General features: G+C 64.7%; 34 protein-coding genes. 31 read left to right on the forward strand and 3 right to left on the reverse strand.

Annotation, left to right across the window (positions count from 1 at the left end):
- Positions 1-5 precede the first annotated feature (5 nt).
- Together dapD and H7692_RS09460 are read right to left on the reverse strand one after the other, a co-directional pair.
- On the reverse strand, positions 6-848 hold the full coding sequence (gene dapD / locus H7692_RS09455) for a 2,3,4,5-tetrahydropyridine-2,6-dicarboxylate N-succinyltransferase (RefSeq protein WP_227340094.1): 843 nt from the start codon (positions 846-848) through the stop codon (positions 6-8).
- A complete protein-coding gene (locus H7692_RS09460; protein ID WP_201928503.1) occupies positions 845-1522 on the reverse strand; it encodes a pyrimidine 5'-nucleotidase in 678 nt (225 codons plus the stop codon). The genes dapD and H7692_RS09460 overlap by 4 nt, the downstream gene beginning before the upstream one ends.
- 133 nt (positions 1523-1655) lie before the next feature.
- On the opposite strand from H7692_RS09460, the gene H7692_RS09465 reads away from it, so the two are divergent.
- Together H7692_RS09465 and H7692_RS09470 are read left to right on the forward strand one after the other, a co-directional pair.
- Positions 1656-4052, forward strand: coding sequence for a S8 family peptidase (locus H7692_RS09465; protein WP_222136666.1), 2397 nt, complete (start codon positions 1656-1658; stop codon positions 4050-4052).
- Between the two features lie 46 nt (positions 4053-4098).
- Positions 4099-5400 (forward strand): amidohydrolase family protein, encoded by a 1302-nt coding sequence (locus tag H7692_RS09470; RefSeq protein ID WP_227340095.1) that lies wholly within the window; start codon positions 4099-4101, stop codon positions 5398-5400.
- A gap of 139 nt (positions 5401-5539) precedes the next feature.
- Here H7692_RS09470 and H7692_RS09475 read toward each other — a convergent pair whose 3' ends face one another.
- Positions 5540-6043, reverse strand: coding sequence for a DNA-deoxyinosine glycosylase (locus H7692_RS09475; RefSeq protein ID WP_227340096.1), 504 nt, complete (start codon positions 6041-6043; stop codon positions 5540-5542).
- A gap of 291 nt (positions 6044-6334) precedes the next feature.
- Here H7692_RS09475 and rpsL point away from each other — a divergent pair, with 291 nt between their 5' ends.
- The 29 genes from rpsL (at position 6335) to H7692_RS09620 (ending at position 24271) form a co-directional block, all read left to right on the forward strand.
- Entirely contained in the window at positions 6335-6706 is a 372-nt protein-coding gene (gene rpsL / locus H7692_RS09480) for a 30S ribosomal protein S12 (protein ID WP_067108793.1), read from the forward strand.
- Between the two features lie 130 nt (positions 6707-6836).
- On the forward strand, positions 6837-7307 hold the full coding sequence (rpsG, locus tag H7692_RS09485) for a 30S ribosomal protein S7 (protein WP_033074359.1): 471 nt from the start codon (positions 6837-6839) through the stop codon (positions 7305-7307).
- A 122-nt stretch (positions 7308-7429) separates the two neighbouring features.
- Positions 7430-9523 (forward strand): elongation factor G, encoded by a 2094-nt coding sequence (fusA, locus tag H7692_RS09490; protein ID WP_222136671.1) that lies wholly within the window; start codon positions 7430-7432, stop codon positions 9521-9523.
- Positions 9524-9641: 118 nt separating this feature from the next.
- Complete coding sequence (gene tuf / locus H7692_RS09495; protein WP_201928498.1) at positions 9642-10832, forward strand: elongation factor Tu; 1191 nt, start codon at positions 9642-9644, stop codon at positions 10830-10832.
- A 147-nt stretch (positions 10833-10979) separates the two neighbouring features.
- Positions 10980-11291: a 30S ribosomal protein S10 gene (gene rpsJ / locus H7692_RS09500; RefSeq protein WP_011543089.1), complete on the forward strand. Its 312-nt coding sequence runs from the start codon at positions 10980-10982 to the stop codon at positions 11289-11291.
- A gap of 308 nt (positions 11292-11599) precedes the next feature.
- Positions 11600-12373, forward strand: coding sequence for a 50S ribosomal protein L3 (gene rplC, locus H7692_RS09505; RefSeq protein ID WP_201928497.1), 774 nt, complete (start codon positions 11600-11602; stop codon positions 12371-12373).
- A gap of 2 nt (positions 12374-12375) precedes the next feature.
- Positions 12376-13002 (forward strand): 50S ribosomal protein L4, encoded by a 627-nt coding sequence (gene rplD, locus H7692_RS09510; protein ID WP_201928496.1) that lies wholly within the window; start codon positions 12376-12378, stop codon positions 13000-13002.
- Positions 12995-13303 (forward strand): 50S ribosomal protein L23, encoded by a 309-nt coding sequence (locus H7692_RS09515; RefSeq protein ID WP_201928495.1) that lies wholly within the window; start codon positions 12995-12997, stop codon positions 13301-13303. Before rplD ends, H7692_RS09515 begins: the two co-directional genes overlap by 8 nt.
- A 22-nt stretch (positions 13304-13325) precedes the next feature.
- Positions 13326-14162: a 50S ribosomal protein L2 gene (gene rplB / locus H7692_RS09520; RefSeq protein WP_201928494.1), complete on the forward strand. Its 837-nt coding sequence runs from the start codon at positions 13326-13328 to the stop codon at positions 14160-14162.
- A gap of 3 nt (positions 14163-14165) precedes the next feature.
- Positions 14166-14441, forward strand: coding sequence for a 30S ribosomal protein S19 (gene rpsS, locus H7692_RS09525; RefSeq protein ID WP_201928493.1), 276 nt, complete (start codon positions 14166-14168; stop codon positions 14439-14441).
- A complete protein-coding gene (gene rplV / locus H7692_RS09530; protein ID WP_194953100.1) occupies positions 14441-14821 on the forward strand; it encodes a 50S ribosomal protein L22 in 381 nt (126 codons plus the stop codon). The genes rpsS and rplV overlap by 1 nt, the downstream gene beginning before the upstream one ends.
- A 1-nt stretch (position 14822) precedes the next feature.
- A complete protein-coding gene (rpsC, locus tag H7692_RS09535) occupies positions 14823-15530 on the forward strand; it encodes a 30S ribosomal protein S3 (protein WP_201928492.1) in 708 nt (235 codons plus the stop codon).
- Positions 15531-15541: 11 nt separating this feature from the next.
- The gene (gene rplP, locus H7692_RS09540; protein ID WP_120221711.1) at positions 15542-15973 is read left to right on the forward strand and encodes a 50S ribosomal protein L16; all 432 of its coding nucleotides are present in this window, start codon (positions 15542-15544) and stop codon (positions 15971-15973) included.
- Positions 15974-15978: 5 nt separating this feature from the next.
- Positions 15979-16182 (forward strand): 50S ribosomal protein L29, encoded by a 204-nt coding sequence (gene rpmC, locus H7692_RS09545; RefSeq protein ID WP_201928491.1) that lies wholly within the window; start codon positions 15979-15981, stop codon positions 16180-16182.
- A 10-nt stretch (positions 16183-16192) separates the two neighbouring features.
- A complete protein-coding gene (rpsQ, locus tag H7692_RS09550) occupies positions 16193-16474 on the forward strand; it encodes a 30S ribosomal protein S17 (protein WP_201928490.1) in 282 nt (93 codons plus the stop codon).
- A gap of 58 nt (positions 16475-16532) precedes the next feature.
- Positions 16533-16901 (forward strand): 50S ribosomal protein L14, encoded by a 369-nt coding sequence (rplN, locus tag H7692_RS09555; protein ID WP_201928489.1) that lies wholly within the window; start codon positions 16533-16535, stop codon positions 16899-16901.
- 2 nt (positions 16902-16903) lie between these two features.
- Positions 16904-17224, forward strand: a complete 321-nt coding sequence (rplX, locus tag H7692_RS09560) for a 50S ribosomal protein L24 (protein WP_201928488.1) — start codon at positions 16904-16906, stop codon at positions 17222-17224.
- Entirely contained in the window at positions 17217-17795 is a 579-nt protein-coding gene (rplE, locus tag H7692_RS09565) for a 50S ribosomal protein L5 (RefSeq protein WP_201928487.1), read from the forward strand. Before rplX ends, rplE begins: the two co-directional genes overlap by 8 nt.
- A gap of 53 nt (positions 17796-17848) precedes the next feature.
- Positions 17849-18154 (forward strand): 30S ribosomal protein S14, encoded by a 306-nt coding sequence (rpsN, locus tag H7692_RS09570; protein WP_201928486.1) that lies wholly within the window; start codon positions 17849-17851, stop codon positions 18152-18154.
- Positions 18155-18166: 12 nt separating this feature from the next.
- A complete protein-coding gene (rpsH, locus tag H7692_RS09575; RefSeq protein ID WP_201928485.1) occupies positions 18167-18571 on the forward strand; it encodes a 30S ribosomal protein S8 in 405 nt (134 codons plus the stop codon).
- The gene (gene rplF / locus H7692_RS09580) at positions 18571-19104 is read left to right on the forward strand and encodes a 50S ribosomal protein L6 (protein ID WP_201928484.1); all 534 of its coding nucleotides are present in this window, start codon (positions 18571-18573) and stop codon (positions 19102-19104) included. The genes rpsH and rplF overlap by 1 nt, the downstream gene beginning before the upstream one ends.
- A gap of 3 nt (positions 19105-19107) precedes the next feature.
- Positions 19108-19461, forward strand: coding sequence for a 50S ribosomal protein L18 (rplR, locus tag H7692_RS09585; protein ID WP_201928483.1), 354 nt, complete (start codon positions 19108-19110; stop codon positions 19459-19461).
- 2 nt (positions 19462-19463) lie between these two features.
- A complete protein-coding gene (gene rpsE, locus H7692_RS09590) occupies positions 19464-20189 on the forward strand; it encodes a 30S ribosomal protein S5 (protein WP_227340097.1) in 726 nt (241 codons plus the stop codon).
- 4 nt (positions 20190-20193) lie between these two features.
- Positions 20194-20379: a 50S ribosomal protein L30 gene (gene rpmD, locus H7692_RS09595; RefSeq protein WP_201928482.1), complete on the forward strand. Its 186-nt coding sequence runs from the start codon at positions 20194-20196 to the stop codon at positions 20377-20379.
- Positions 20380-20586 (forward strand): DUF1737 domain-containing protein, encoded by a 207-nt coding sequence (locus H7692_RS09600; protein WP_037556386.1) that lies wholly within the window; start codon positions 20380-20382, stop codon positions 20584-20586.
- A gap of 51 nt (positions 20587-20637) precedes the next feature.
- On the forward strand, positions 20638-21162 hold the full coding sequence (gene rplO, locus H7692_RS09605) for a 50S ribosomal protein L15 (protein ID WP_201928481.1): 525 nt from the start codon (positions 20638-20640) through the stop codon (positions 21160-21162).
- A gap of 272 nt (positions 21163-21434) precedes the next feature.
- The gene (secY, locus tag H7692_RS09610; protein WP_222136673.1) at positions 21435-22808 is read left to right on the forward strand and encodes a preprotein translocase subunit SecY; all 1374 of its coding nucleotides are present in this window, start codon (positions 21435-21437) and stop codon (positions 22806-22808) included.
- A 54-nt stretch (positions 22809-22862) separates the two neighbouring features.
- Entirely contained in the window at positions 22863-23516 is a 654-nt protein-coding gene (locus H7692_RS09615; RefSeq protein ID WP_201928756.1) for an adenylate kinase, read from the forward strand.
- A gap of 56 nt (positions 23517-23572) precedes the next feature.
- Positions 23573-24271 (forward strand): hypothetical protein, encoded by a 699-nt coding sequence (locus H7692_RS09620; protein ID WP_227340098.1) that lies wholly within the window; start codon positions 23573-23575, stop codon positions 24269-24271.
- Positions 24272-24281 lie beyond the last annotated feature (10 nt).

Consider the following 24281-nt stretch of genomic DNA (forward strand, 5'->3'; position numbering starts at 1 on the left):
GCGCGTCAATCGCGCAGCAGTTCGTTGATCCCGGTTTTGGCGCGCGTCTTGGCATCGACGCGCTTGACGATCACCGCGCAATAGAGCGAGGGGCCGGGCGAGCCGTCGGGAAGCGGCTTGCCGGGCATCGCGCCGGGAACGACGACCGCAAAGGGCGGGACTTCGCCGATGAAAACCTCGCCGGTCGCGCGGTCGACGATCTTGGTCGAAGCGCCAAGATAGACGCCCATCGACAGCACCGCGCCCTCGCGCACGATCACGCCCTCGGCAACTTCGGCGCGCGCGCCGATAAAGGCGCCATCCTCGATAACGACCGGGCCAGCCTGCAACGGCTCGAGCACGCCGCCGATTCCTGCACCGCCCGACAGATGGACGTTGGCGCCGATCTGCGCGCAGCTGCCGACCGTCGCCCAGGTATCGACCATCGTTCCCTCGCCGACGCGCGCGCCGATATTGACGAAGCTCGGCATCAGCACCGCGCCCTTGCCGATATGCGCGCCGCGGCGGACGATCGCGCCCGGAACCGCGCGAAAGCCCGCATCGCGAAAGCGGTTCTCGCCCCAGCCGGCGAATTTCGACGGCACCTTGTCCCACCAGGTCGAGCCGCCGGGGCCGCCGTCGATGATCTCCATGTCGTTGAGGCGGAACGAGAGCAGCACCGCCTTCTTGAGCCATTGGTTGACGTGCCATGCGCCGTCGTCGCCGCGCTCGGCGACGCGAAAGCTGCCGTCGTCAAGTCCCGCCAGCGCTGTTTCGACCGCGTCGCGCACCGGCCCCTGCGTCGAAAGGCCGAGCGTTTCGCGCGCGTCCCACGCGGCGTCGATCGTCGTCTGAAGGTCGGTGCTCATCGATTTCCCCAATGTTGCGGCAGCGTTTCGAGCCAGTCGGTGATGTCGTTCACGTGGAAATCCACATGCTCGGGCAGGTGGTCGCGATGGCCGCTTTCGCTGCCATTGTCCAGCCACACGGTCGTCATTCCCAGCGCTTTGGCGGGGGTCAGATTGCGGGCCATGTCCTCGACGAACAGGCTGCGCGCCGGGTCGATTCCCAGATGATCGACCATCGCGGCATAGGCGGCCGGATCGGGCTTGGGCGTGTAGCGCGTGACGCGAATGTCGCAGATGCCGTCGAACAAATCGGCGATCCCGCGCGCCTCGAGTACGCGCGCGGCATAGTCGGCATCGGCATTGGTAAAGACGAGCCGTCGGCCGGGCAGGCGCGCAAGTCCCGTGTGCAACCGTGCGTCGGGCGCAATGCGGTCGAGCGCGATTGCGTGGACGTCGACCAGAAAATCTTCGGGATCGACGCCATGATGGCGCATGAGTCCTGCCATCGTCGTGCCATGGTCGTGAAAATATTGTTTCTGGACCGCGCGCGCCGCAGCGGCATCGACGTCGAGGAGGCGCATGATGAAAGCGCCCATCCGCTCGTCGATCAGGTCGAAAAGCCGCGCCGACGGCGAATAGAGCGTATTGTCGAGATCGAAGATCCAGCAATCGATATGGGCGAGCGAAGCGGTCATGGCGTCGCGCGCCATAAGGGCGAAGGCGTGATGCGGCAAGGCGCGGGCCTTTACCGGCGGGCAATATTTGCGGGGGTAGCATGGCGTCCGTCCGCTGCGCTAAGAAGAGCTGCTGCGGCAAAAGGGGATGGCCATGACCGAAACTGCCGGACGCCGGACCGTCGGAAACTATGGCGCGCTACCGATCATTCCCCTCGTCGCCGCTTCGCTGGCGCTGTCGGGGTGCGGTGGCGGGGGTGGCGGACCCTCGCCTACACCGCCACCGCCGGTTTCACCTGCTCCGACCCCAACGCCTGTCCCAACTCCGACGCCTGCGCCGCCGCCCACGGGCAATTTCAACACCGCCGAAGTCCGCCGCTCGGACGGTGTCAACTTCCACGGCGCGATCACCGCCTACCAGTCCGGTGCTACCGGAAGCGGCATATTGGCCGGCGTGATCGACGACGGCATCGACGAGGACAGCCCCGAATTTGCGGGCCGCATTTCGCCGCAATCGGCAGATCTGGCCGGATCGCGCGGTATCGATGGCGAGGGCAGCCACGGAACCAATGTTGCCCAGATCCTGCTCGGCGCGAAGGACGAGGTCGGGACCATGGGCATCGCCTTCAATGCGAGCCTTCTGGTGCTGCGCGCCGATCGACCGGGAAGCTGTGCGACCGAGGACCCATCGAACGACGAAAGCGGTTGCCGCTTTTCCGAAACCGCGATCGCCGCCGGGCTCGACCGAGCGGTCAGCGCCGGCGCGCGCGTGGTCAATATCTCGCTCGGCGGGGCCGATGCGCCGGGGGCGACGTTGCGCGCGGCGATTTCCCGCGCGACCGCTGCCGGGATCATCGTGGTCGCATCGGCAGGGAATGAGGGCGACAACACCGCCGGCGGAAACAATCCGAACAACCCCGAACCCTTTGCGCAGGGCTTGCGCGATGCGGGGGGCGGCCTCGTGATCATCGCCGGATCGGTCGACGAGGATGGCGCGATTTCTCCCTTCAGCAACCGCGCGGGAACCTATGCCGGTTCCTATCTCGCGGCACTGGGAGAGGGCGTTTGCTGCGCCTATGAGAATGGCGTGCTGAAGACCGAAACCGGGCCCGGCGGTACCTTTGTCTTCCTGCTCAACGGGACAAGCTTTGCAGCGCCGCAGGTGGCGGGTGCCGTCGCGCTTCTCGCCGAGGCTTTTCCCTCGCTCACCGGCCAGCAGATCGTCCAGCTTCTGTACCAGTCGGCTCGCGACGTCGGCGCTGCGGGCGATGACGCGGTTTTCGGTCAGGGCATCCTCGATATTGCGCGCGCCTTCCAACCGATGGGGGCGACGACGCTGGCCGGCACCGAAACGGCGGTGGCGCTCGACGAGCCGCTCGGTGCGCTCGGCGGACCGATGGGCGATGCGGGCACCGCCGGACCCCGGACCGCTGTCGGGCTGGTCACCGACGGATTCGGCCGCGCGTTCAACGTCGATTTCGGCCAATCGCTCATCCAGCGCCGCCCCGATTTCAGATTGACGGGGGCGATCGCCGGGCATGTTCGACAGCAAAGCGCGGCATCGCGTGCGCTCGCGCTGTCGTTTGTCACGTCGCCAGGATCGGCGGCGCACGATCCGCTCGCGGGGCTTTCCTATCACGACGCCTCGCGCGCCCGCGCGCTCGCCGCATCGGTCGTCACGCGCGTCGATGCGCGCACGCGTTTCGGTTTTGCGGCGGCTCGCGGAACGAGTGGGCTGCTCGCCGGCGAGCGCGGAGAGAGCGGGCTTGCGATGTTGATCGGCGATGCAGCGCAGGAAGGGTTGGGCTTTGCATCCTCGCCTGACGTCGGCGTGATTTTTCGCCGCCGGATCGGCGCGCGCCAGCATCTCAGCCTGACCGCCGAAAACGGGTCGGTGTCGCGAGGGCGCTGGGCGGACGATCCGCTGGGCCCGTTGCAGCACCATCACGAGGCACGATACCAGCGACTGGGCGCAGCGTGGGATGGCCGCATCGGCGCGGTTTCGGTCGCGGCGGGCGGCGCGTGGCTGCGCGAAGCGGACAGCCTGCTCGGCGCGCGGCTCGGGCCGGTCTTTGGCAGCGGCGGCGCGACGAGCCTTGTCGGCGACGCCCGCCTGGCGATCGATCTCGACAGCGGATGGAGCCTCGCCGCCGCGTGGCGCCAGATGTGGACGCGTCCCGATCGCGGGGGGCTGATCGCGGGCGGAGCGCTGCAGTCGAACGCCTTTTCGTTCGACGTCGCGCGCGCGAACCTGTTCCATGGCGGCGATCGTGCGGCGCTGCGTTTGGCGCAGCCGCTCCGCGTTGAGCGGGGCGGGCTGCAGCTCGATCTGCCCGTCGCCTATGATTATGACAGCGGCACTGCCGAACTGGGCCGCCGTACGTTCAACCTCGCCCCGACTGGACGCGAGTTGGTGGCCGAAGCGAGCTACATGGTGTCGCTGCTCGGTGGCGAACTGATCGTCAACACATGGTGGCGCAAGGACCCCGGCCACATCGCCGCGATCGACGACGACAAGGGTGCAGCGCTCCGCTTTACGCGCGGCTTCTGATCGGCTCTAAGGTCCGCTGTTCGAAATACAGGGGACAGGTTTCCGGATGAGAAAAATCGCAATCATGTCGTTCGCAATGTTGGGCGCGGCGCTGGCCGGTTCGGCGGCTGCCCAGGCTCCGACGCGGACCTTTATCCATGCCGGCCAACTTCTTGCCGAGCCGGGCAAGCAAGTACGCGGCCCGTCGACCATCGTCGTCGAGGGCGGACGTATCGTCGCAATCGGCGATGGTTTCCAGCCTGCTGACCCCGGCGCGACGCTGGTCGACCTCAAGGACAAATATGTCCTCCCCGGCCTGATCGACAGCCACGTCCATCTGACGAGCGATGCGGGTGGGCTGGCCGGACAGCTCGAAGACGTGACGCTTTCATCTGCGGCACAGGCCTTCAATGCCGAGGTCAACGGCATGAAGACGCTGCGCGCAGGCTTCACCACGGTGCGCAACCTCGGCGACGGCGACGGGGCGACGCTCGCGCTGCGCGATGCGGTGGCGGCCGGCAAGGTGCGCGGTCCGCGTATCGTCGACGCGGGCGTATCGATCTCGGGCACCAGCGGGCACATGGATGGCGCGCTCGGTTATCGCGACGAGCTGCGGCCATTTTTTGAAGGCGCGGCGAACACCTGCAACGGCGCCGACGATTGCCGCCGCGTCGTGCGCATCCAGATCGGGCGCGGCGCTGACGTCATCAAATTCGCCTCGACCGGCGGGGTCAACAGCCGCATCGGCGCGGGGCTCGGCAAGCAGATGTTCGACGACGAGGCAAAGGCGATCGTCGATACGGCGCGCCTCTTCGGTCGCAAGGTTGCGGTGCACGCGCATGGCGCCGACGGCATCCGTCTTGCGATTGCCGCGGGCGCCGATTCGATCGAGCATGGCACGATTCTCGACGAGGAAACGATCGCTTTGTGGGCGAAGTCGAAAACCTATTATGTCCCGACGCTGTCGACGGTGAACGGCTACAAGGAACGGCTCGCGGCCAATGCCAATGCCTATGAACCCGACGTGCTCGAAAAGATCAAATGGCGTATTTCGATCACGGGCAAGAGCCTCGAACAGCTTGTCCCGCGCGGTGTGCGCATCGCCTTCGGCACCGACGCCGGCGTCTCGAAGCACGGCCGCAACGCCGACGAATTCGAACTGATGGTCCAGCACGGCATGACGCCGGTCGAAGCGCTGAAGGCCGCGACGGTCAACGCCGCCGACCTGCTCGGCCTCGCCGACGAGATCGGCACGATCGCGCCGGGCAAGAGCGCCGACATCATCGCCGTTTCGGGCGACCCGATCGCCGATGTGCGCGTGCTCAAGACGGTCGATTTCGTGATGGCGCGCGGCGAGGTCGTCGACTGACGGAAACGATCCGCCCCGCCGCGAAGCGGTGGGGCGGAGGCGGCCCGCAGGGCTGACGGGAGGGGGCGTGGCGCGGCGTCGCCGCCCGTCCATCATCCTTCGGACGGTCCGCTTCCCTAAATTTTGGCCGCCGGGAGAATTATCGCTCCGCCACCGCGGTGCGCAGCGCCCGCCACCGCTCCAGCTTCGCGGCATAGCCGCTCGTGTTCGCGGCGCTGCTCGACGGCAGGTCGACGACCTCGATTCCCTTCAGCACCGGCAGTTGCCGCCGCCCGATCGCAGCGGCCTTGCCGCCGTTGAACGCAATCATGCGGAGGTCGGGCAGGCCGGCAATGAGGTCGGCGAGATCATGCGCCTCGGCCGCTCGAATGTCCGAATCGCTGCTTGTGCGCCGAGCGGCGCTGCGGATCACGTCCCACAGGCCGACCTTTGCGGCGCGCAGTTCAGCCAGCCTTTCCTCATAGTCCAGCGATGCGACCGGCCGGTCGATCACCTCGCCGACCAGCCGCCAGAACTGGTTCGTCGGATGCGCATAATAGCGCCGCTCGGCCAGCGACCGCGCACCGGGAAGGCTGCCGAGGATCAGCAGGCGGGCATCGCGGCCGACATGCGGGGCAAAGCTAGTATGTCGGGCGGCGCGCATCCCTGTCTGCTATCGGGCGCAACCGCCCCTCGCAAGCCGCTTCGCCCTTGACCGCGGGGGGAATCGGGTCTAGGGGCGCGCTCGTTCGGAAAAGGACGCTTTGCGGCCCGTTTCGATCACAACAGCGCTTGAACATTGCTGGCGCGGATGGAGCCTCCGGGGGATGAAATGATTCCGCCGGGGTCTTTTGCTGTTATCAGGTCGGTGCATTTTGCAATGCGCCGGAGCTTCATCCACCGCGGTAGAGTAACCGTTCGCTCTGATGGGCGGACACAAAAAGGTGAAGCATTCATGCCCACGATCAACCAGCTGGTCCGCAAGGGCCGGACGCCGCAGAAGGCGAAGTCCAAGGTCCCGGCGATGGAGGCGAACCCGCAGAAGCGCGGCGTTTGCACCCGTGTCTATACGACGACCCCGAAAAAGCCGAACTCGGCGCTCCGCAAGGTTGCCAAGGTCCGCCTGACCAACCAGCGCGAGGTCATCTCCTACATCCCCGGCGAAGGCCACAACCTGCAGGAGCACAGCGTTGTGCTCATCCGCGGCGGCCGTGTGCGCGACCTTCCCGGCGTGCGCTACCACGTCCTGCGCGGCGTGCTCGACACCCAGGGTGTGAAGGACCGCAAGCAGAGCCGTTCGAAGTACGGCGCGAAGCGTCCGAAGTGACGTTCACGGGGTGAACGTCGTCCCGGAAAAGCGCTTCAGGCGATTTCGTCCGGGATCCATTCACTCCTCGGCTATTTGATCATCCCGAGGTCGCTCTTGCGCCGGGATGCTGTTGTAAAAGGAATTACCTATGGCTCGTCGTCGTCGTCCCGAACGCCGCGAAATCCTGCCCGATCCCCGTTTCGGGGATGTCGTGCTGTCGAAATTCATGAACAGCGTCATGCTCGACGGGAAAAAGTCCGTCGCCGAAAGCATCGTTTACGGTGCGCTCGAATCGGTCGAAGCTCGCGCCAAGAAGGAACCGCTCGGCGTGTTCCACGAAGCGCTCGCGAACATCCGCCCGAACATCGAAGTGCGCAGCCGCCGCGTCGGCGGTGCGACCTATCAGGTTCCCGTCGAAGTCCGTCCGGACCGCGCGCAGGCGCTCGCGATCCGCTGGCTGATCACGGCCGCGCGTAACCGCAGCGAAACGACGATGGCCGCGCGCCTCTCGGGCGAGTTGCTTGATGCGTCGAACAACCGCGGCAACGCGGTGAAGAAGCGCGAAGACACGCACCGCATGGCGGAAGCCAACCGCGCTTTCAGCCACTACCGCTGGTAACAGCGGGCAGGTTAGACTCCGCTGGTAATTTGCGTGGGCGCTTCGGCGTCTCGCAAATGTAATCATTCTTCCTATATCGGGGGCGGCCTCCAAAGCCTCCCCCCAAGTCCAAGGAAAAGACCATGGCACGCAGCCATCCGCTCGAACGCTATCGCAATTTCGGTATCATGGCGCACATCGACGCCGGCAAGACCACGACGACCGAGCGTATTCTTTACTACACCGGCAAGTCCTACAAGATCGGCGAAGTCCATGACGGCGCCGCGACGATGGACTGGATGGAACAGGAGCAGGAGCGCGGCATCACCATCACGTCCGCGGCCACCACTTGCTTGTGGAAAGCCGAAGAGGGCAATGGCCCCGAGCATCGCCTGAACATCATCGACACCCCCGGACACGTCGACTTCACGATTGAAGTCGAGCGCAGCTTGCGCGTCCTCGACGGCGCGGTCGCGGCGTTTGACGGCGTGGCTGGTGTCGAACCGCAGTCGGAAACCGTGTGGCGTCAGGCGGACAAGTACAAGGTTCCGCGGATGTGCTTCATCAACAAGCTCGACCGCACCGGCGCCGATTTCTATTATTGCGTCCAGACGATCATCGATCGCCTCGGCGCGACGCCGGCTGTTCTGTACCTTCCCATCGGCGCCGAAGGCGATTTCAAGGGCCTCGTCGATCTCGTCAACAACCGCGGCATCATCTGGAAGGATGAAAGCCTCGGGGCCGAGTTCGAATATGTCGACGTCCCCGCGGACCTCGCCGACAAGGCGGCCGATTATCGCCAGAAGCTGATCGAGCTCGCCGTCGAACAGGACGACGATGCGATGATGGCCTATCTCGAAGGCGAAGAGCCCGACGTCGCGACGCTGAAGGCGCTGATCCGCAAGGGCACGCTGAACCAGTCGTTCGTGCCCGTGCTCTGCGGCTCGGCATTCAAGAACAAGGGCGTTCAGCCGCTGCTCGACGCCGTTGTCGACTATCTGCCTTCGCCGCTCGACATCCCCGACGTCCAGGGCATCAACCCCGATTCAGAAGAAGCCGATTCGCGCGCGACGTCGGACTCGGCGCCGCTCTCGATGCTCGCGTTCAAGATCATGAACGACCCGTTCGTCGGCTCGCTCACCTTCGCGCGCATCTATTCGGGTACGCTGTCGAAAGGCACTTATCTGAACTCGGTGAAGGACAAGAAGGAAAAGATCGGCCGTATGCTTCTGATGCATGCGAACAGCCGTGAGGACATCGAAGAAGCCTATGCGGGCGACATCGTTGCGCTCGCCGGCCTCAAGGAAACCACGACGGGCGATACGATCTGCGCCACCAGCGCGCCGATCATCCTCGAGCGTATGGAATTCCCCGAGCCGGTCATCGAGCTGTCGGTCGAGCCCAAGACCAAGGCCGACCAGGAAAAGATGGGCGTCGCGCTCAATCGTCTGGCCGCCGAGGACCCCAGCTTCCGCGTGTCGACCGACCATGAATCGGGTCAGACGATCATCAAGGGCATGGGCGAGCTTCACCTCGACATCCTCGTCGATCGCATGAAGCGCGAGTTCAAGGTCGAGGCGAATGTCGGCGCGCCGCAGGTGGCGTATCGCGAAAGCCTCGCGAAGCCGGTGGCCGTCGATTACACCCACAAGAAGCAGTCGGGTGGTTCGGGTCAGTTCGGCCGCGTGAAGATCGAGGTTGCGCCCGGCGAACGCGGCAGCGGCATCACCTTCATCGACGAGATCAAGGGCGGCAACATTCCGCGCGAATATATCCCGTCGGTCGAGAAGGGCATGCGCGAATCGGCCGAGAACGGGCACATGATCGGCTTCCCGATCATCGACTTCGAGATCAAGCTCGTCGACGGTGCCTACCACGACGTCGACTCGTCGGCGCTGGCGTTCGAAATCGCGGGCCGCGCAGCCATGCGCGAAGTCGCGGCAAAGGCAGGCATCAAGCTGCTCGAGCCGGTGATGAAGGTCGAAGTTGTCACGCCCGAGGAATTCATGGGCGACGTGATCGGCGACCTCAACAGCCGTCGCGGCCAGATCCAGGGCACCGACAGCCGCGGTAACGCGCAGGTTGTCGAGGCCATGGTGCCGCTGGCGAACATGTTCGGCTATGTGAACCAGCTGCGCTCTTTCACGCAGGGCCGGGCACAATATTCGATGCAATTCTCGCATTACGAAGAAGTGCCGACCAACGTCGCCGAAGAAGTGAAGGCCAAGATGGCCTGATGGTCGAGGCCGCGCGGGCTTGCACCGCGCGGCAAGACCTACTAAGGGCGGCGCCTGATTCAGCGGGCGTCGGCCAGGACTGATCAACCCAACCCAATGAACAAGAAGGTTCAACAACATGGCCAAGGCTAAATTTGAGCGGAACAAGCCGCACTGCAACATCGGCACCATCGGTCACGTCGACCATGGCAAGACCTCGCTGACCGCCGCGATCACCAAGGTGCTCGCCGAAACGACCGGCGGCACCGCCGTCGACTTCGCGAACATCGACAAGGCTCCCGAAGAGCGCGAGCGCGGCATCACCATCTCGACCGCGCACGTCGAATATGAAACCGGCGCGCGCCACTATGCGCACGTCGACTGCCCGGGCCACGCCGACTATGTGAAGAACATGATCACCGGCGCCGCGCAGATGGACGGCGCGATCCTCGTCGTGTCGGCCGCTGACGGCCCGATGCCGCAGACGAAGGAGCACATCCTGCTCGCGAAGCAGGTCGGCGTTCCGACCATGGTCGTGTTCCTCAACAAGGTCGACCAGCTCGACGATCCCGAACTGCTCGAACTCGTCGAACTCGAAATCCGCGAAGAACTTTCGAAGCGCGACTTCGACGGCGACAATATTCCGATCATCCCGGGTTCGGCGCTTGCCGCGCTCGAGGGCCGCGACGACAACATCGGCAAGGAAGCCATTCTGAAGCTGATGGAAGCCGTCGACAGCTGGATTCCGCAGCCGGAACGTCCGCTCGACAAGCCCTTCCTGATGCCGATCGAAGACGTGTTCTCGATCTCGGGTCGCGGCACCGTCGTCACCGGCCGTGTCGAAACCGGCGTGGTCAAGGTTGGTGAAGAAGTCGAAATCGTCGGCATCAAGGACACCAAGAAGACCGTCGTCACCGGCGTCGAAATGTTCCGCAAGCTGCTCGACCAGGGCGAAGCCGGCGACAACATCGGTGCGCTGATCCGCGGCGTCGGCCGTGAGGAAGTCGAGCGTGGCCAGGTTCTGGCGAAGCCCGGCTCGATCACGCCGCACACCGAATTCACCTCGGAAGTCTATGTCCTGTCGAAGGACGAGGGTGGCCGTCACACGCCGTTCTTTGCGAACTATCGTCCGCAGTTCTACTTCCGCACCACCGACGTCACCGGCGAGGTCATCCTCCCCGAGGGCACCGAGATGGTGATGCCGGGCGACAACGTCCAGCTGTCGGTCAAGCTGATCGCCCCGATCGCGATGGACCAGGGTCTGCGCTTCGCTATTCGCGAAGGTGGCCGCACGGTCGGCGCAGGGGTTGTGGCTTCGATCACAAAGTAATATAGGGCCGCGAGCCGCGCGATTCGGATCGATTCGCGCGGCTCGTAGCTTAAAGGTTTTTGATGGCCGCGCCGGCCTCCCTGCGGGGGCGGGCAGTGGCCATTTCGGCTCTTTCGCATCGTCAGACGGGATTCGACTGGAACAGTCATGGAAACGCAGAATATTCGCATTCGCCTGAAGGCCTTTGATCACCGCGTGCTCGATCAGGCCACCACCGACATCGCCGACACGGCGCGTCGTACCGGAGCGCTTATTCGCGGCCCGATCCCGCTGCCGACGCGCATTGAAAAATTCACCGTGAACCGCGGCCCGCACATCGACAAGAAGTCGCGCGAGCAGTTCGAGGTGCGCACCCACAAGCGGCTGCTCGACATCGTGCAGCCCACCCCGCAGACGGTCGACGCGCTGATGAAGCTCGACCTCGCCGCGGGCGTGAATGTCGAGATTAAATTGGCCTAAGCCAATTTACCTTTAGCCCCGGACTTGATCCGGGGTCTCTATCGGCCAGCCGCTTCGGCGATGGCACAAGTCCGGAGCGATCCGGACCGACGATAGGGTGGATACCGCCGGACCGCTTCGCTGAAGCATCATGGTCCGGGCCGCGTCCCCCGTCTCGCCGCAACGGTCCTTCGGGACATGCGGCACCTCAGCCCGGACGGGGCGATGCACAAAATTCGGGCTGGGAGGGTTCCGTGAAGGCAATGCCTTCGTGGGTCCCGCAAGCCGTGCGGAATGGTCCGCCCGGCCTCTGTTGAGGAGTGAAGATCATGCGCACTGGCGTGATCGCGAAGAAAATGGGGATGACCCGCCTGTTTCAGGACGACGGCCGCCACGTGCCCGTCACCATCCTGAGCCTCGAAGGCTGTCAGGTCGTTTCCGTCCGCGATAAGGAACGCGACGGCTATGTGGCCGTTCAACTGGGTGCCGGCTCGGCCAAGGCGAAGAATGTCGCCAAGCCGCAGCGTGGCGCCTATGGCAAGGCCGAAGTCGAGCCGAAGGCGAAGCTCGTCGAATTCCGCGTCGCCGACGATGCGACGCTCGACGTCGGCGCCGAACTGTCGGCCGACCATTTCGTCGCCGGCCAGATCGTCGACATCCAGGGCGTGACGCAGGGCAAGGGCTTTGCCGGTGCGATGAAGCGCTGGGGTTTCGGCGGTATGCGCGCGACCCACGGCGTTTCGATCAGCCACCGTGCACATGGTTCGACGGGTAACCGCCAGGATCCGGGCCGCGTCTTCAAGAACAAGAAGATGGCCGGCCACATGGGCGCGCGCAATCGCACCCAGCAGAATCTCGAAATCGTCCGCACCGACGTCGAGCGCGGTCTTCTCTTCGTCAAGGGTTCGGTCCCTGGCTCGAAGGGCGGCTGGCTGCTCGTTCGCGATGCGGTGAAGCTGCCGCGCCACCCCGAGGCCCCCTATCCGGCGGGCATCAAGAGCGCGGCCAACAGCAACGAAGCCCCGGCTGACGCGCCGGTCGAAACGCCGGTGGAAGACACCGTCGTCGACACCGCGGCGACCGACGGCGCACAGGAGTCCTGATCATGAAGGTCAAGGTTCAGACCCTCGATGGCAAGGCTGGCGCCGACATCGACCTTAACGATGACGTCTTCGGCGTCGATGCGCGTGCCGACATCCTGCACCGCGTTGTCGCGTGGCAGCTCGAAAAGCGCCGCGCGCCGGCGCGTGCCGCGCGCGAACGCAGCGACGTGTCGCGCACCGGCAAGAAGTTCGGTCGCCAGAAGGGCGGCGGTACAGCGCGTCACGGCGACCGCAAGGCGCCGATCTTCATCGGCGGCGGCAAGGCGCATGGCCCCCGTGCCCGCACCTTCGGCCATTCGCTGAACAAGAAGATCCGCACGCTCGGCCTCAAGATGGCGCTCAGCGACAAGGCGAAGGGCGGCAAGCTCGTCGTCCTCGACACGCTCGAGCTCAAGGACGCGAAGACCAAGGCGCTCGCCGGCAAGCTCGGCAAGCTCGAACTCGGCAATCGCGCGCTCTTCATCGACGGCGATGCGGTCCACGAAAGCTTCGCGATGGCATCGGCCAACCTGATCGGCATCGACGCGATGCCGGCGATCGGTGCCAATGTCTATGACATCATGCGCGCCGACACGCTGGTCCTGACCCGCGCGGCCGTCGAAAAGCTGGAGGCACGCTTCAATGGCTAAGGCAAAAACAGTCGATGCGCGTCATTATGACGTGATCCTCGCTCCGGTGATCACCGAAAAGTCGACGCTGCTCAGCGAAAACAACGCCGTGGTCTTCCGCGTCGCCAACGATGCGACCAAGCCCGCAATCAAGGCGGCCGTCGAGGCGCTGTTCGATGTCAAGGTGCTCGGCGTGAACACGCTCGTCACCAAGGGCAAGACCAAGCGCTGGAAGGGCAAGCCCTACACCCGCAGCGACGTGAAGAAGGCGATCGTTCGTCTGGCCGAAGGCCAGTCGATCGACGTCACCACGGGCGTCTGACGGATAGGGGAAGGCAGAGAAAATGGCACTCAAATCCTATAATCCGACCAGCCCCGCGCAGCGCGGCCTGATCCTCGTCGACAAGTCGGCGCTGTGGAAGGGCAAGCCCGTCAAGGCGCTGACCGAAGGCAAGCGCAAGACCGGTGGCCGCAACAACAAGGGTCATGTGACCTCGCGCGGCATCGCTGGCGGCCACAAGCAGAAGTACCGCTTCATCGACTTCAAGCGTCGCAAGTGGGACATGCCGGCCACCGTCGAGCGGCTCGAATATGACCCGAACCGCACGGCGTTCATCGCGCTGGTGAAATATGAGGACGGCGAACTCGCCTATATCCTCGCGCCGCAGCGCCTCGGCGTCGGCGACACGGTGATCGCGGGCAAGAAGACCGACGTGAAGCCGGGCAATGCGATGCAGCTGTCGCAGATGCCCGTCGGCACGATCGTCCACAATATCGAGATGAAGCCGGGCAAGGGCGGCCAGATCGCCCGTTCGGCAGGCACCTATGCCCAGGTCGTCGGTCGTGACCGCGGCCTCGTCATCGTGCGTCTCGGTTCGGGCGAGCAGCGGTATATCCGCGGCGAGTGCATGGGCACGGTCGGTGCGGTGTCGAACCCCGACAACCAGAACACCAACCTCGGCAAGGCCGGCCGCAATCGCTGGCTCGGCAAGCGTCCGCTGACTCGCGGCGTCGCCAAGAACCCGGTCGATCACCCGCACGGCGGTGGTGAAGGCCGGACCTCGGGCGGCCGTCACCCGGTCACTCCGTGGGGCAAGCCGACCAAGGGCGCACGCACGCGTCACAACAAGTCGACCGACAAGATGATCATCCGGTCGCGTCACGCGAAGAAGAAGAGGTAAGTCATGGCTCGCTCGGTCTGGAAGGGTCCGTTCGTCGACCTTCATCTCCTCAAGAAAGCCGAATCGGCCCAGGACGGTGGCAGCTCTGCCCCGATCAAGACCTGGTCGCGTCGGTCCACCATCCTGCCGCAGTTCGTCGGGCTGACCTTCAACGTCTACAACGGTCGCAAGTTCGTGCCGGTGTCGGTCAATGAAGACATGGTCGGCATGAAGCTGGGTGAATTTGCGCCGACGCGCTTCTTCCCCGGTCACGCGGCCGACAAGAAGGGCAAACGCTAATGGGCAAGGCAAAATCCCCCCGCCGCGTTGCGGACAATGAGGCGCTGTCGGTCGGCACGCAGATTCGCGGTTCGGCGCAGAAGCTGAACCTCGTCGCCGCGCTGATCCGCGGCCGTAAGGTCGAAGACGCGATGAACGTCCTCGCTTTCTCGAAGAAGGCGATGGCGGTCGACGTGCGCAAGGTTCTCGCCAGCGCCGTCGCCAACGCGGAAAACAACCACAACCTCGATGTCGATGCGTTGGTCATCAAGGAAGCGAGCGTCGGCAAGTCGATCTCGATGAAGCGCTGGCACGCACGCGGCCGCGGCAAGTCGACCCGGATCGTCAAGCCGTTCAGCCGTATCCGCATCGTCGTGCGCGAACAGGAAGAAGAGGCGTAAGATGGGCCAGAAGAGCAATCCGATCGGCCTGCGCCTGCAGGTCAACCGCACCTGGGACAGCCGCTGGTTCGCGGAAGGCCAGGACTATGGACGCATGTTGATCGAGGATCTGAAGATCCGCAAATATGTGTTCAAGGCCCTGCCGCAGGCGGCGATCTCGAAGGTCGTGATCGAACGTCCCGCAAAGCTGTGCCGCGTGTCGATCTATGCCGCCCGTCCGGGCGTCATCATCGGCAAGAAGGGCGCCGACATCGAAAAGTTGCGCAAGGCGCTCGGCGAGATGACGGGCAGCGACGTGTCGCTGAACATCGTCGAAATCCGCAAGCCGGAAGTCGATGCGAAGCTCGTCGCGCAGGGCATTGCCGACCAGCTCGAACGCCGCGTTGCATTCCGCCGCGCGATGAAGCGCGCGGTGCAGTCGGCGATGCGTCTGGGCGCCGAAGGCATCCGGATCAACTGCGCTGGTCGTCTGGGCGGCGCGGAAATCGCGCGCACCGAATGGTACCGCGAGGGCCGCGTGCCGCTGCACACGCTGCGCGCCAATGTCGACTATGCCGAAGCCGAAGCGCACACCGCCTATGGCGTGTGCGGCATCAAGGTGTGGATCTTCAAGGGCGAAATCCTTGGCCACGACCCGATGGCGACCGACCGGCTGATGCTCGACGCGCAAACGTCGGGCGTGCGCCCGGCGCGCGATGATCGCCGTTAAGGACTGCTGACATGCTGCAACCGAAAAAAACCAAGTTCCGCAAGGCATTCAAGGGCCGCATCCACGGCAATGCCAAGGGCGGCACCAGCCTGAACTTCGGCTCCTATGGCCTGAAGGCGATGGAACCCGAGCGCATCACCGCGCGCCAGATCGAAGCGGCCCGCCGCGCGATCAGCCGTGCGATCAAGCGTCAGGGCCGCCTGTGGATCCGCGTGTTCCCCGACGTCCCCGTGTCGTCGAAGCCCGCCGAAGTCCGCATGGGTAAGGGCAAGGGTTCGCCCGAATATTGGGCCGCCCGCGTCAAGCCCGGCCGCATCCTGTTCGAACTCGACGGCGTCCCCGGCCCGGTGGCCGCGCTGGCGTTCGAACGCGCGGCGATGAAGCTGCCGATCAAGACGAAGGTCGTCGCCCGCCTCGGCGACACCTCGCACCTGGAGGGTTGAGGGCCATGGCCAAGACCGACGATGTGACCAAGAAGACCGACGACCAGCTGTCCGAATCGCTGGGCGAGCTGAAGCGCGAGGCGTTCAACCTGCGTTTCCAGGCCGCCACCGGCCAGCTCGAAAAGGCTTCGCGGGTCAAGGAAGTGCGCCGTTCGATCGCGCGCATCAAGACCGAACAGACCGCGCGCGTTCGCGCCGCGGCCAAGTAAGGAGACTGTCATGCCGAAGCGCATTCTGACCGGCACGGTGGTGTCCGACAAGGGCGACAAGACCGTCGTGGTGAAGGTGGAGCGGAAGGTGAAGCACCCGCTCTACGGGAAGATCATCCGGCGTTCGAAAAAATATCACGCCCACGATGAGGACAACAGCGTCAAGGCTGGCGAAACCGTCCGCATCGAGGAAACGAAGCCGATTTCGAAGCTCAAGACGTGGAAGGTGCTCGACAAGGTCGACACTCACAGCAAGCCGGCAACGGCTGCCCCCGCCGCGGCCGAAGGCTAAGGATTTTCACGGAACCGCCGGGACGGCCCGGTAGGCCAAGGAAGAAGGAAATGCATCGATGATTCAGATGCAGTCACAATTGGAAGTCGCCGACAACAGCGGCGCGAAGCGCGTCCAGTGCATCAAGGTACTGGGCGGGTCGAAGCGTCGCGTGGCCGGCGTCGGCGATGTCATCGTCGTGTCGATCAAGGAAGCGCAGCCGCGCGGCAAGGTGAAGAAGGGCGATGTCCATCGCGCCGTCATCGTCCGCACCGCGAAGGATGTGCGCCGCGCCGATGGCTCGGTCATCCGTTTCGACACCAACGCCGCCGTGCTCGTCAACAAGAATGAAGAGCCGATCGGCACGCGTATCTTTGGCCCCGTCGTCCGCGAACTGCGCGGCAAGGGCTATATGAAGATCATCAGCCTGGCGCCGGAGGTGCTCTGACCATGGGTATGGCCAAGATCAAGAAGGGCGACACGGTCGTCGTCCTGTCCGGCAAGGACAAGGGCAAGACCGGCGAAGTGACGCAGAGCCTGCCGAAGGACGGCAAGGTCGTCGTCGCGGGCGTCAACATCATCACGCGTCACAAGAAGCCGAGCCAGCAGGACCCGCAGGGCGGCCTCGAACGCAAGGAAGCGCCGCTGCACGCCAGCAAGGTCGCGATTGCCGATCCCAAGACCGGCAAGCCGACGCGCGTCCGCTTTGAAACCAAGGACGGCAAGAAGGTCCGCGTGGCCGTGAAGTCCGGGGAGACTCTCAATGGCTGACAACTACACCCCGCGCATGCGCAAGCTCTATGACGACAAGATCGTCAAGGCGATGACCGAGAAATTCGGTTACAAGAATGCGATGGAAGTGCCGAAGATCGAAAAGATCGTGCTCAACATGGGCGTCGGCGAAGCCACGCAGGACAAGAAGAAGGTCGAAGCCGCGGCAGCCGAAATGGAGCTGATCGCCGGGCAGAAGCCCGTCGTGACCAAGGCCAAGAAGTCGATCGCCCAGTTCAAGCTGCGCGAAGGCATGCCGATCGGTTGCAAGGTCACCCTGCGCCGCGAACGCATGTACGAGTTCCTCGATCGTCTGATCACGATCGCGATGCCGCGTATCCGCGACTTTCGCGGCGTGTCGGCGAAGAGCTTCGACGGCCGTGGCAACTATGCCATGGGCCTCAAGGAACAGATCATCTTCCCCGAAATCAACTATGACCGCATCGACCAGGTGCGCGGCATGGACGTGATCGTGACCACCACCGCTCGCACGGACGATGAAGCCCGCGAACTGCTCAAGCTGTTCGGCTTCCCCTTCCCGATCGAAGCGCAGGAAAAGGAAGCCGCCTGAGCCCCGCGAGGGGACCAGGCCGGCTCTTTCAAGAAGGAAAGAGAACTTAAGTCATGGCGAAACTGAGTTCGATGAACAAGAATGAGCGTCGCAAGAAGCTGGTGAAGAAATATGCCGGCCGTTATGCGAAGCTGAAGGCGATTGCGGCGGACACGTCGCTCGACGATGGCGAGCGTCTGATCGCGCGCCTCAAGATGGCGGAAATCCCGCGCAACGGAAACCCGACCCGCATCCGCAACCGGTGCGAGCTCACGGGGCGTCCGCGCGCCTATTATCGCAAGTTCCGGCTTTGCCGCGTGCAGCTCCGCGATCTGGCCAACAAGGGCCTGATCCCCGGTGTTGTGAAGTCGAGCTGGTAAGGAAGACGCAAGATGGCAATGACCGATCCTCTGGGTGATATGCTCACCCGCATCCGCAACGGCCAGCAGGCGAAGAAGGACAGCGTCCTGACGCCGGCTTCGACGCTGCGCGTCCGCGTTCTCGATGTTCTCCAGCGCGAAGGCTATATCCGCGGCTACAGCGAAGAAGCGCTGGGCGTGCGGGGCCAGCACAAGGGCATCCGCATCGAGCTCAAATATTTCGAAGGCCAGCCGGCGATCCGCCACGTGGCCCGCGTCTCGAAGCCGGGCCGCCGCGTCTATTCGGGTTCGAAGGAACTGCCGATCGTGCGCAACGGCCTGGGCATCACCATCGTGTCGACCCCGCGGGGCGTCCTCTCGGACGCCGAAGCCCGCGAGCATAATGTCGGCGGCGAAGTGCTGGCGGAGGTGTTCTGATGTCGCGCATTGGTAAAAAGGCAGTGGAGATACCCAGCGGCGTCACCGCCGCGATCGACGGCGGCGAGCTGTCGGTCAAGGGTCCCAAGGGCACGCTCGCGATGCCGCTTTCCGACAACATCAAATATGAAGTCGGCGAAGGCAGCATCTCGGTCCAGCCCGCGAACGACACGCGCGAAGCGCGCGCCTTCTGGGGCATGCAGCGCACGCTGGTGCAGAACCTCGTCACGGGCGTGACCGAGGGCTTCACCAAGACGCTCGAAATCTCGGGCGTCGGCTATCGTGCCAACTCGCAGGGCAAGACGCTCAAGCTGCAGCTCGGCTACAGCCACGATGTCGACTTTGCGGTACCCGAGGGTATCGAGATCAAGACGCCGGACAATACGACGATCGAGATCAGCGGCATCGACAAGCAGATGGTCGGCCAGGTCGCGGCGGAAATCCGTCGTTGGCGCAAGCCCGAACCCTATAAGGGCAAGGGCATCAAATATCGCGGCGAGTACATCTTCCGCAAAGAAGGCAAGAAGAAGTAAGCCATGGCACATCTTACCCCTTTCCAAAAACGCCGCCAGCGCGTCCGCACTGCTCTCCGTCAGCGCGCCGCCGGGCGTCCGCGCCTTTCGGTGCACCGTTCGGGCCGTCACATCTATGCGCAGCTCATCGACGACGCCGCTGGCCGCACGCTCGCTGCTGCCTCGACGCTCGACAAGGATGTCCGCGGCAAGGCCGGCGCGACGGCTGCTGCGGCTGCCGATGTCGGCAAGCGCCTCGCCGCTGCCGCCAAGAAGGCGGGCGTGACGCAGGTCGTGTTCGACCGTGGCGGCTTCCTGTTCCACGGGCGCATCAAGGCGCTGGCCGACGCGGCACGCGAAGGCGGATTGGAGTTTTAATGATGGCAGACGAAAACACCACGGGTCAGGGCAACCAGCCCGAGGCGATCCTGGCGCCCGAAACCACCAACGCCGAAGTCACGAACCAGGCCCCGCGCCGCGGTCGTGGTGGCGGTCGCGACGGTGGTCGCGGCGGACGTGACGGTGGCCGTGGCCGCCGCGACGATCGCCGTCCGCGCGACGACGATGGTGGCGAAGAGCTGATCGAAAAGCTTGTCCACATCAACCGCGTGTCGAAGACGGTGAAGGGTGGTAAGCGCTTCGGCTTCGCCGCGCTCGTCGTCGTCGGCGACGGCAAGGGCCGCGCCGGGTTCGGTCACGGCAAGGCGCGCGAAGTGCCCGAAGCCATTTCGAAGGCGACCGCCGCGGCAAAGAAGGCGATGATTCGCGTTCCGCTGCGCGATGGCCGCACGCTGCACCATGACGGCCGCGGCCATTTCGGCGCCGGCAATGTCACGCTGCGCTCGGCGCCCGCGGGGACCGGCATCATCGCCGGCGGCCCGATGCGCGCGGTGTTCGAATCGCTCGGCGTTGCCGATGTGGTGACCAAGTCGGTCGGCACCTCGAACCCCTATAACATGATCCGCGCAACCTTTGAGGCGCTCGGCGAACAGACGAGCCCCAAGTCGGTCGCGCAGCGTCGCGGCAAGAAGGTGTCGGACCTCATCAAGCGTGGCGGCTCGTCCGATCGCGCCGCCGAGGCCGAAGCCGCCGCGGTGACGGAGTAAGAACATGGCCGACAAGACAATCAAGATCCGCCAGATCGGTTCGCCGATCCGTCGTCCGAAGGAACAGCGCGCCATCCTGACCGGCCTCGGCCTGGGCAAGATGCACCGCGAGGTCGAGCTGGTCGACACGCCCGAAGTGCGCGGCATGATCCGCAAGCTTCCGCACATGGTGGAAGTCGTCGAGGGCTGAATGAAGCTCTATCGCCTGTTGACCGGTCCCGATGACAGCGCCTTTTGTGCGCGGGTCGAGGGGCTGCTCAACCGGGGATGGCAACTTCACGGAAGCCCGTCGATTACCAGCGTCGATGGCCGCGGCTATGTCGCCCAGGCCATCGTGATGGAAAAGGCCGGACCCTATCCCGGCTTTCAGCCATCGAGCGAAATCGAACCGGACTGATCCGCCGCGGCGGTCAGCCCATAGCGCGAACACAGCGAAAGCGAGTGCAACATGACTATCAAACTCAACGACCTTCGTGACAACAACGGTGCCCGCAAGGGCCGCATGCGCGTCGGGCGCGGGATCGGCTCGGGCAAGGGCAAGACCGGCGGTCGCGGCCAAAAGGGTCAGAAGAGCCGCAGCGGCGTTTCGATCAACGGCTTCGAGGGCGGCCAGATGCCGCTCCACATGCGTCTGCCGAAGCGCGGCTTCAACAACATCTTCGGCAAGGATTTCGCGATCGTGAACCTTGGCCAGGTGCAGAAGCTCGTCGACGCGAAAAAGCTCGACGCGAAGAAGCCCGTCGATCACGCGGCGCTCAAGGCCGCGGGCGTGGCGCGCGGCGGCAAGGACGGCGTCCGCCTCCTCGCCAAGGGCGAATTCACTGCCAAGCTGACCTTTGCGGTCGCCGGCGCGTCGAAGGGCGCGATCGAGGCGGTCGAAAAGGCCGGCGGCAAGGTCGAACTGCCCGAAGTCAAGGAAGCAGCGCCCGAGGGCAAGAAGGCCCAGCGCCGCGCCGACGCCAAGGCAAAATAATCAGGCGAAGGGGCGGCGCGCAATGCGTGCCGCCCCTTCGTCATTTGATTGACCCGCATTCCCGTTCGGGTCGATCGAAGGCTGATGCCCCTCGGGACAACCCAGGATTCAGGGGCATTGCGACGTCGCTCGATGCGAACGGACAATGACAGCGGTCCACGCCCTCGGCCCGCCGCGTAAAATAGGGCCTTTCCCCTTGCGCTTCGTTCCATGCGAACGCACATAGGCGCCGGGTCGCGGGGGGCGCGGTCCGCACTCGAGGAAAGAAGATCATGGCCTCTCGCGCCGACCAATTTGCTTCCAACCTGAATTTCTCGAAATTCGGCCAGGCGACCGAGCTCAAGAACCGCATCTGGTTCACCATCGGCGCGCTCATCGTTTTCCGCTTCCTGTCGTTCGTGCCGCTGCCGGGGGTCGACCCGGTCGCGCTGTCGCGCCTTTACGACCAGGCGGCGTCGGGCGGCGTCCTCGACATCTTCAACACCTTCTCGGGCGGCAGCCTCGAGCGCATGAGCATCATCGCGCTCGGCGTCATGCCCTATATTACGGCGTCGATCGTCGTCCAGCTCGCCTCGGCGCTGTCGCCGAGCCTTGCCGCGCTCAAGAAAGAGGGCGAGAGCGGGCGCAAGAAACTCAACCAATATACGCGCTACGGCACCGTCGCGCTGACCGCGATCCAGGGCTATTTCGTCGCCGTCGGGCTCGAAACGCTCGGCGCGAGCCAGGGCATCGGCGCGGTCGTCGATCCGGGGATGATGTTCCGCATCGGCGCGGTCATCAGCATCGTCGGCGGCACGCTCTTCCTGATGTGGCTCGGCGAACAGATTACCAGCCGCGGCATCGGCAACGGCGTCTCGCTCATCATCATGGCGGGCATCCTCGCGCAGCTGCCGCGCAGCTTTGCGCAGATGTTCCAGCAGGTGCGCGAAGGATCGATGGGCGGCGGCACCGTGATCGCGGTGATCGCGGGCGGTATCGCCATCATCGCCTTCATCAGCTTCATGGAACGCTCGCAGCGCCGCGTCCTCGTCCAATATCCGAAGCGCGCGACACAGCGCGGCGGGATGCAGGCCGACCGCAGCCACCTGCCGCTCAAGGTCAACACCGCCGGCGTGATCCCGCCGATCTTCGCCTCGTCGCTGCTGCTGATGCCGCTGACCATCACGCAGATGATGGGCAATAATGTCCAGGGCGACACCGCGACCGGCGACTTCCTGATCACGCTCAACCAGTATCTCGCGCACGGCCAGCCGCTCTATATGCTGCTCTATGCCGCGGGGATCATCTTCTTCTGCTTCTTCTACGTCGCCGTCGTCTTCAATCCCGAGGAAACCGCCGACAATCTGAAGCGCCAGAATGGCTTCATCCCCGGCATCCGTCCGGGCAAGAACACCGCCGCCTATCTCGATCATGTGCTGACGCGCATCACGGTGATCGGCGCGGCCTATCTGGCGCTCATCTGTCTCGTTCCCGAATATTTCATCGCGCAGTCGGGGCTGCCCTTCTATCTCGGCGGCACCAGCCTGCTCATCATCGTGAACGTGACGATCGACACGATCAGCCAGATTCAGAGCCACATGCTCGCGCACCAATATGGCGACCTGATCAAAAAGGCGAAATTGAAGGGCGGCGTTGCACGGCGCTGACCGCCTCGCTACGGCAAAGCGACCAGGACAAAGGCAACAGGGGCTCCGATGACGCTGAACATCATTTTGCTTGGACCGCCGGGGGCGGGCAAGGGGACACAGGCGTCGCGCCTCGAGGACGAGCATGGCATGGTCCAGCTGTCGACCGGCGACATGCTGCGCGCGGCGGTCAAGGCCGGCACCCCGATCGGCATGCAGGCGAAAGCCGTGATGGACGCGGGCGAGCTCGTCTCCGACGAGATCGTCTCGGGGCTGATCGGCGAACGGCTCGACGAACTCGGCGGCGAAACATCGGTCATCTTCGACGGCTATCCGCGTACCGCCGCCCAGGCCGAGGCGCTCGACGCGATCCTCGCTGAACGCGGCCGCAAGCTCGACCATGTGATCGAGCTGCTCGTCGACGAAGATGCGCTGGTCGACCGGATCACCGGACGCTTTTCCTGCGCCAACTGCGGCGAAGGTTATCACGACCGCTACAAGCTGCCCAAGGTCGCCGGCACGTGCGACGTCTGCGGCAATCAGGAATTCAAGCGCCGTCCCGACGATAATGAGGAAACGGTGCGCACGCGCATGGCCGAATATCGTGCCAAGACCGCGCCGATCCTCCCGATCTACGAAGCGCGCGGCATCGTCGCGCGCGTCGATGGCATGGCGGCGATCGCGAGCGTCAACGACGCGATCGAAGCGATTTTCGCGCCCGCCGGATAGCCTGCTAGCCAGCCCCCCAGCGGCCCGTTATGGTCGGGCCATTGGGGGATTTGGCTATGCGCACTTACATCTGTCAGACAATTCTCGCCGCCACGGCGCTGCTCGCGGCGCCCGCGTCGGCAAAGGTCGTCGACGAAAGCGAGGCGGGCTTCACCGTCGCGCATACGGCGCAGGTCGCCGCGACCCCCGCCGATGTGTGGAAAATGCTCCGCATGCCGCAAAAATGGTGGTCGAAAGAGCATAGCTGGACCGGCGACGCCGCCAACTTCTGGCTCGATTCGCAGGCCGGCGGCTGTTTCTGCGAGAAAATCCCCGGCAGCGGCGACGGCCTCGGCAGCGTCCAGCACGCGCGCATCATCCATGCGCGGCCGAACGAGCTGCTGCGCCTCTCGGGCGCGCTCGGTCCGCTGCAAAGCGAGGCGGTGACCGGCACGCTGACGATCCAGATCAAGGAAACCCCGACGGGCAGCGCGCTGCGCTTCGATTATGTCGTCGGCGGCTATATGCGCTTCAAGGTCGCGCAGATCGCGCCGGCGGTCGATACGGTGATTGGCGAACAGCTCGCGGGACTGGCCGCTGCGCTCGGCGGGGCGCTGCCCCCGACGCGCGCCGAAAAGGCGGCGGAAGAGGCCGGCGCGCCTGACGCCGAAACGCCGCCGGCCAAAGAGGAAGCCGCGGCGGAATCGGGCCTCGACGCCGCGGTCGCCGATCTGATCGAGCAAGACGCGAAGCCGAAGCCCGACGCGCGCCTCTAGGGTCCTGACC

This window comes from Sphingopyxis sp. P8 (assembly GCF_020622175.1).
Classification (GTDB): Bacteria; Pseudomonadota; Alphaproteobacteria; order Sphingomonadales; family Sphingomonadaceae; genus Sphingopyxis; species Sphingopyxis jiangsuensis.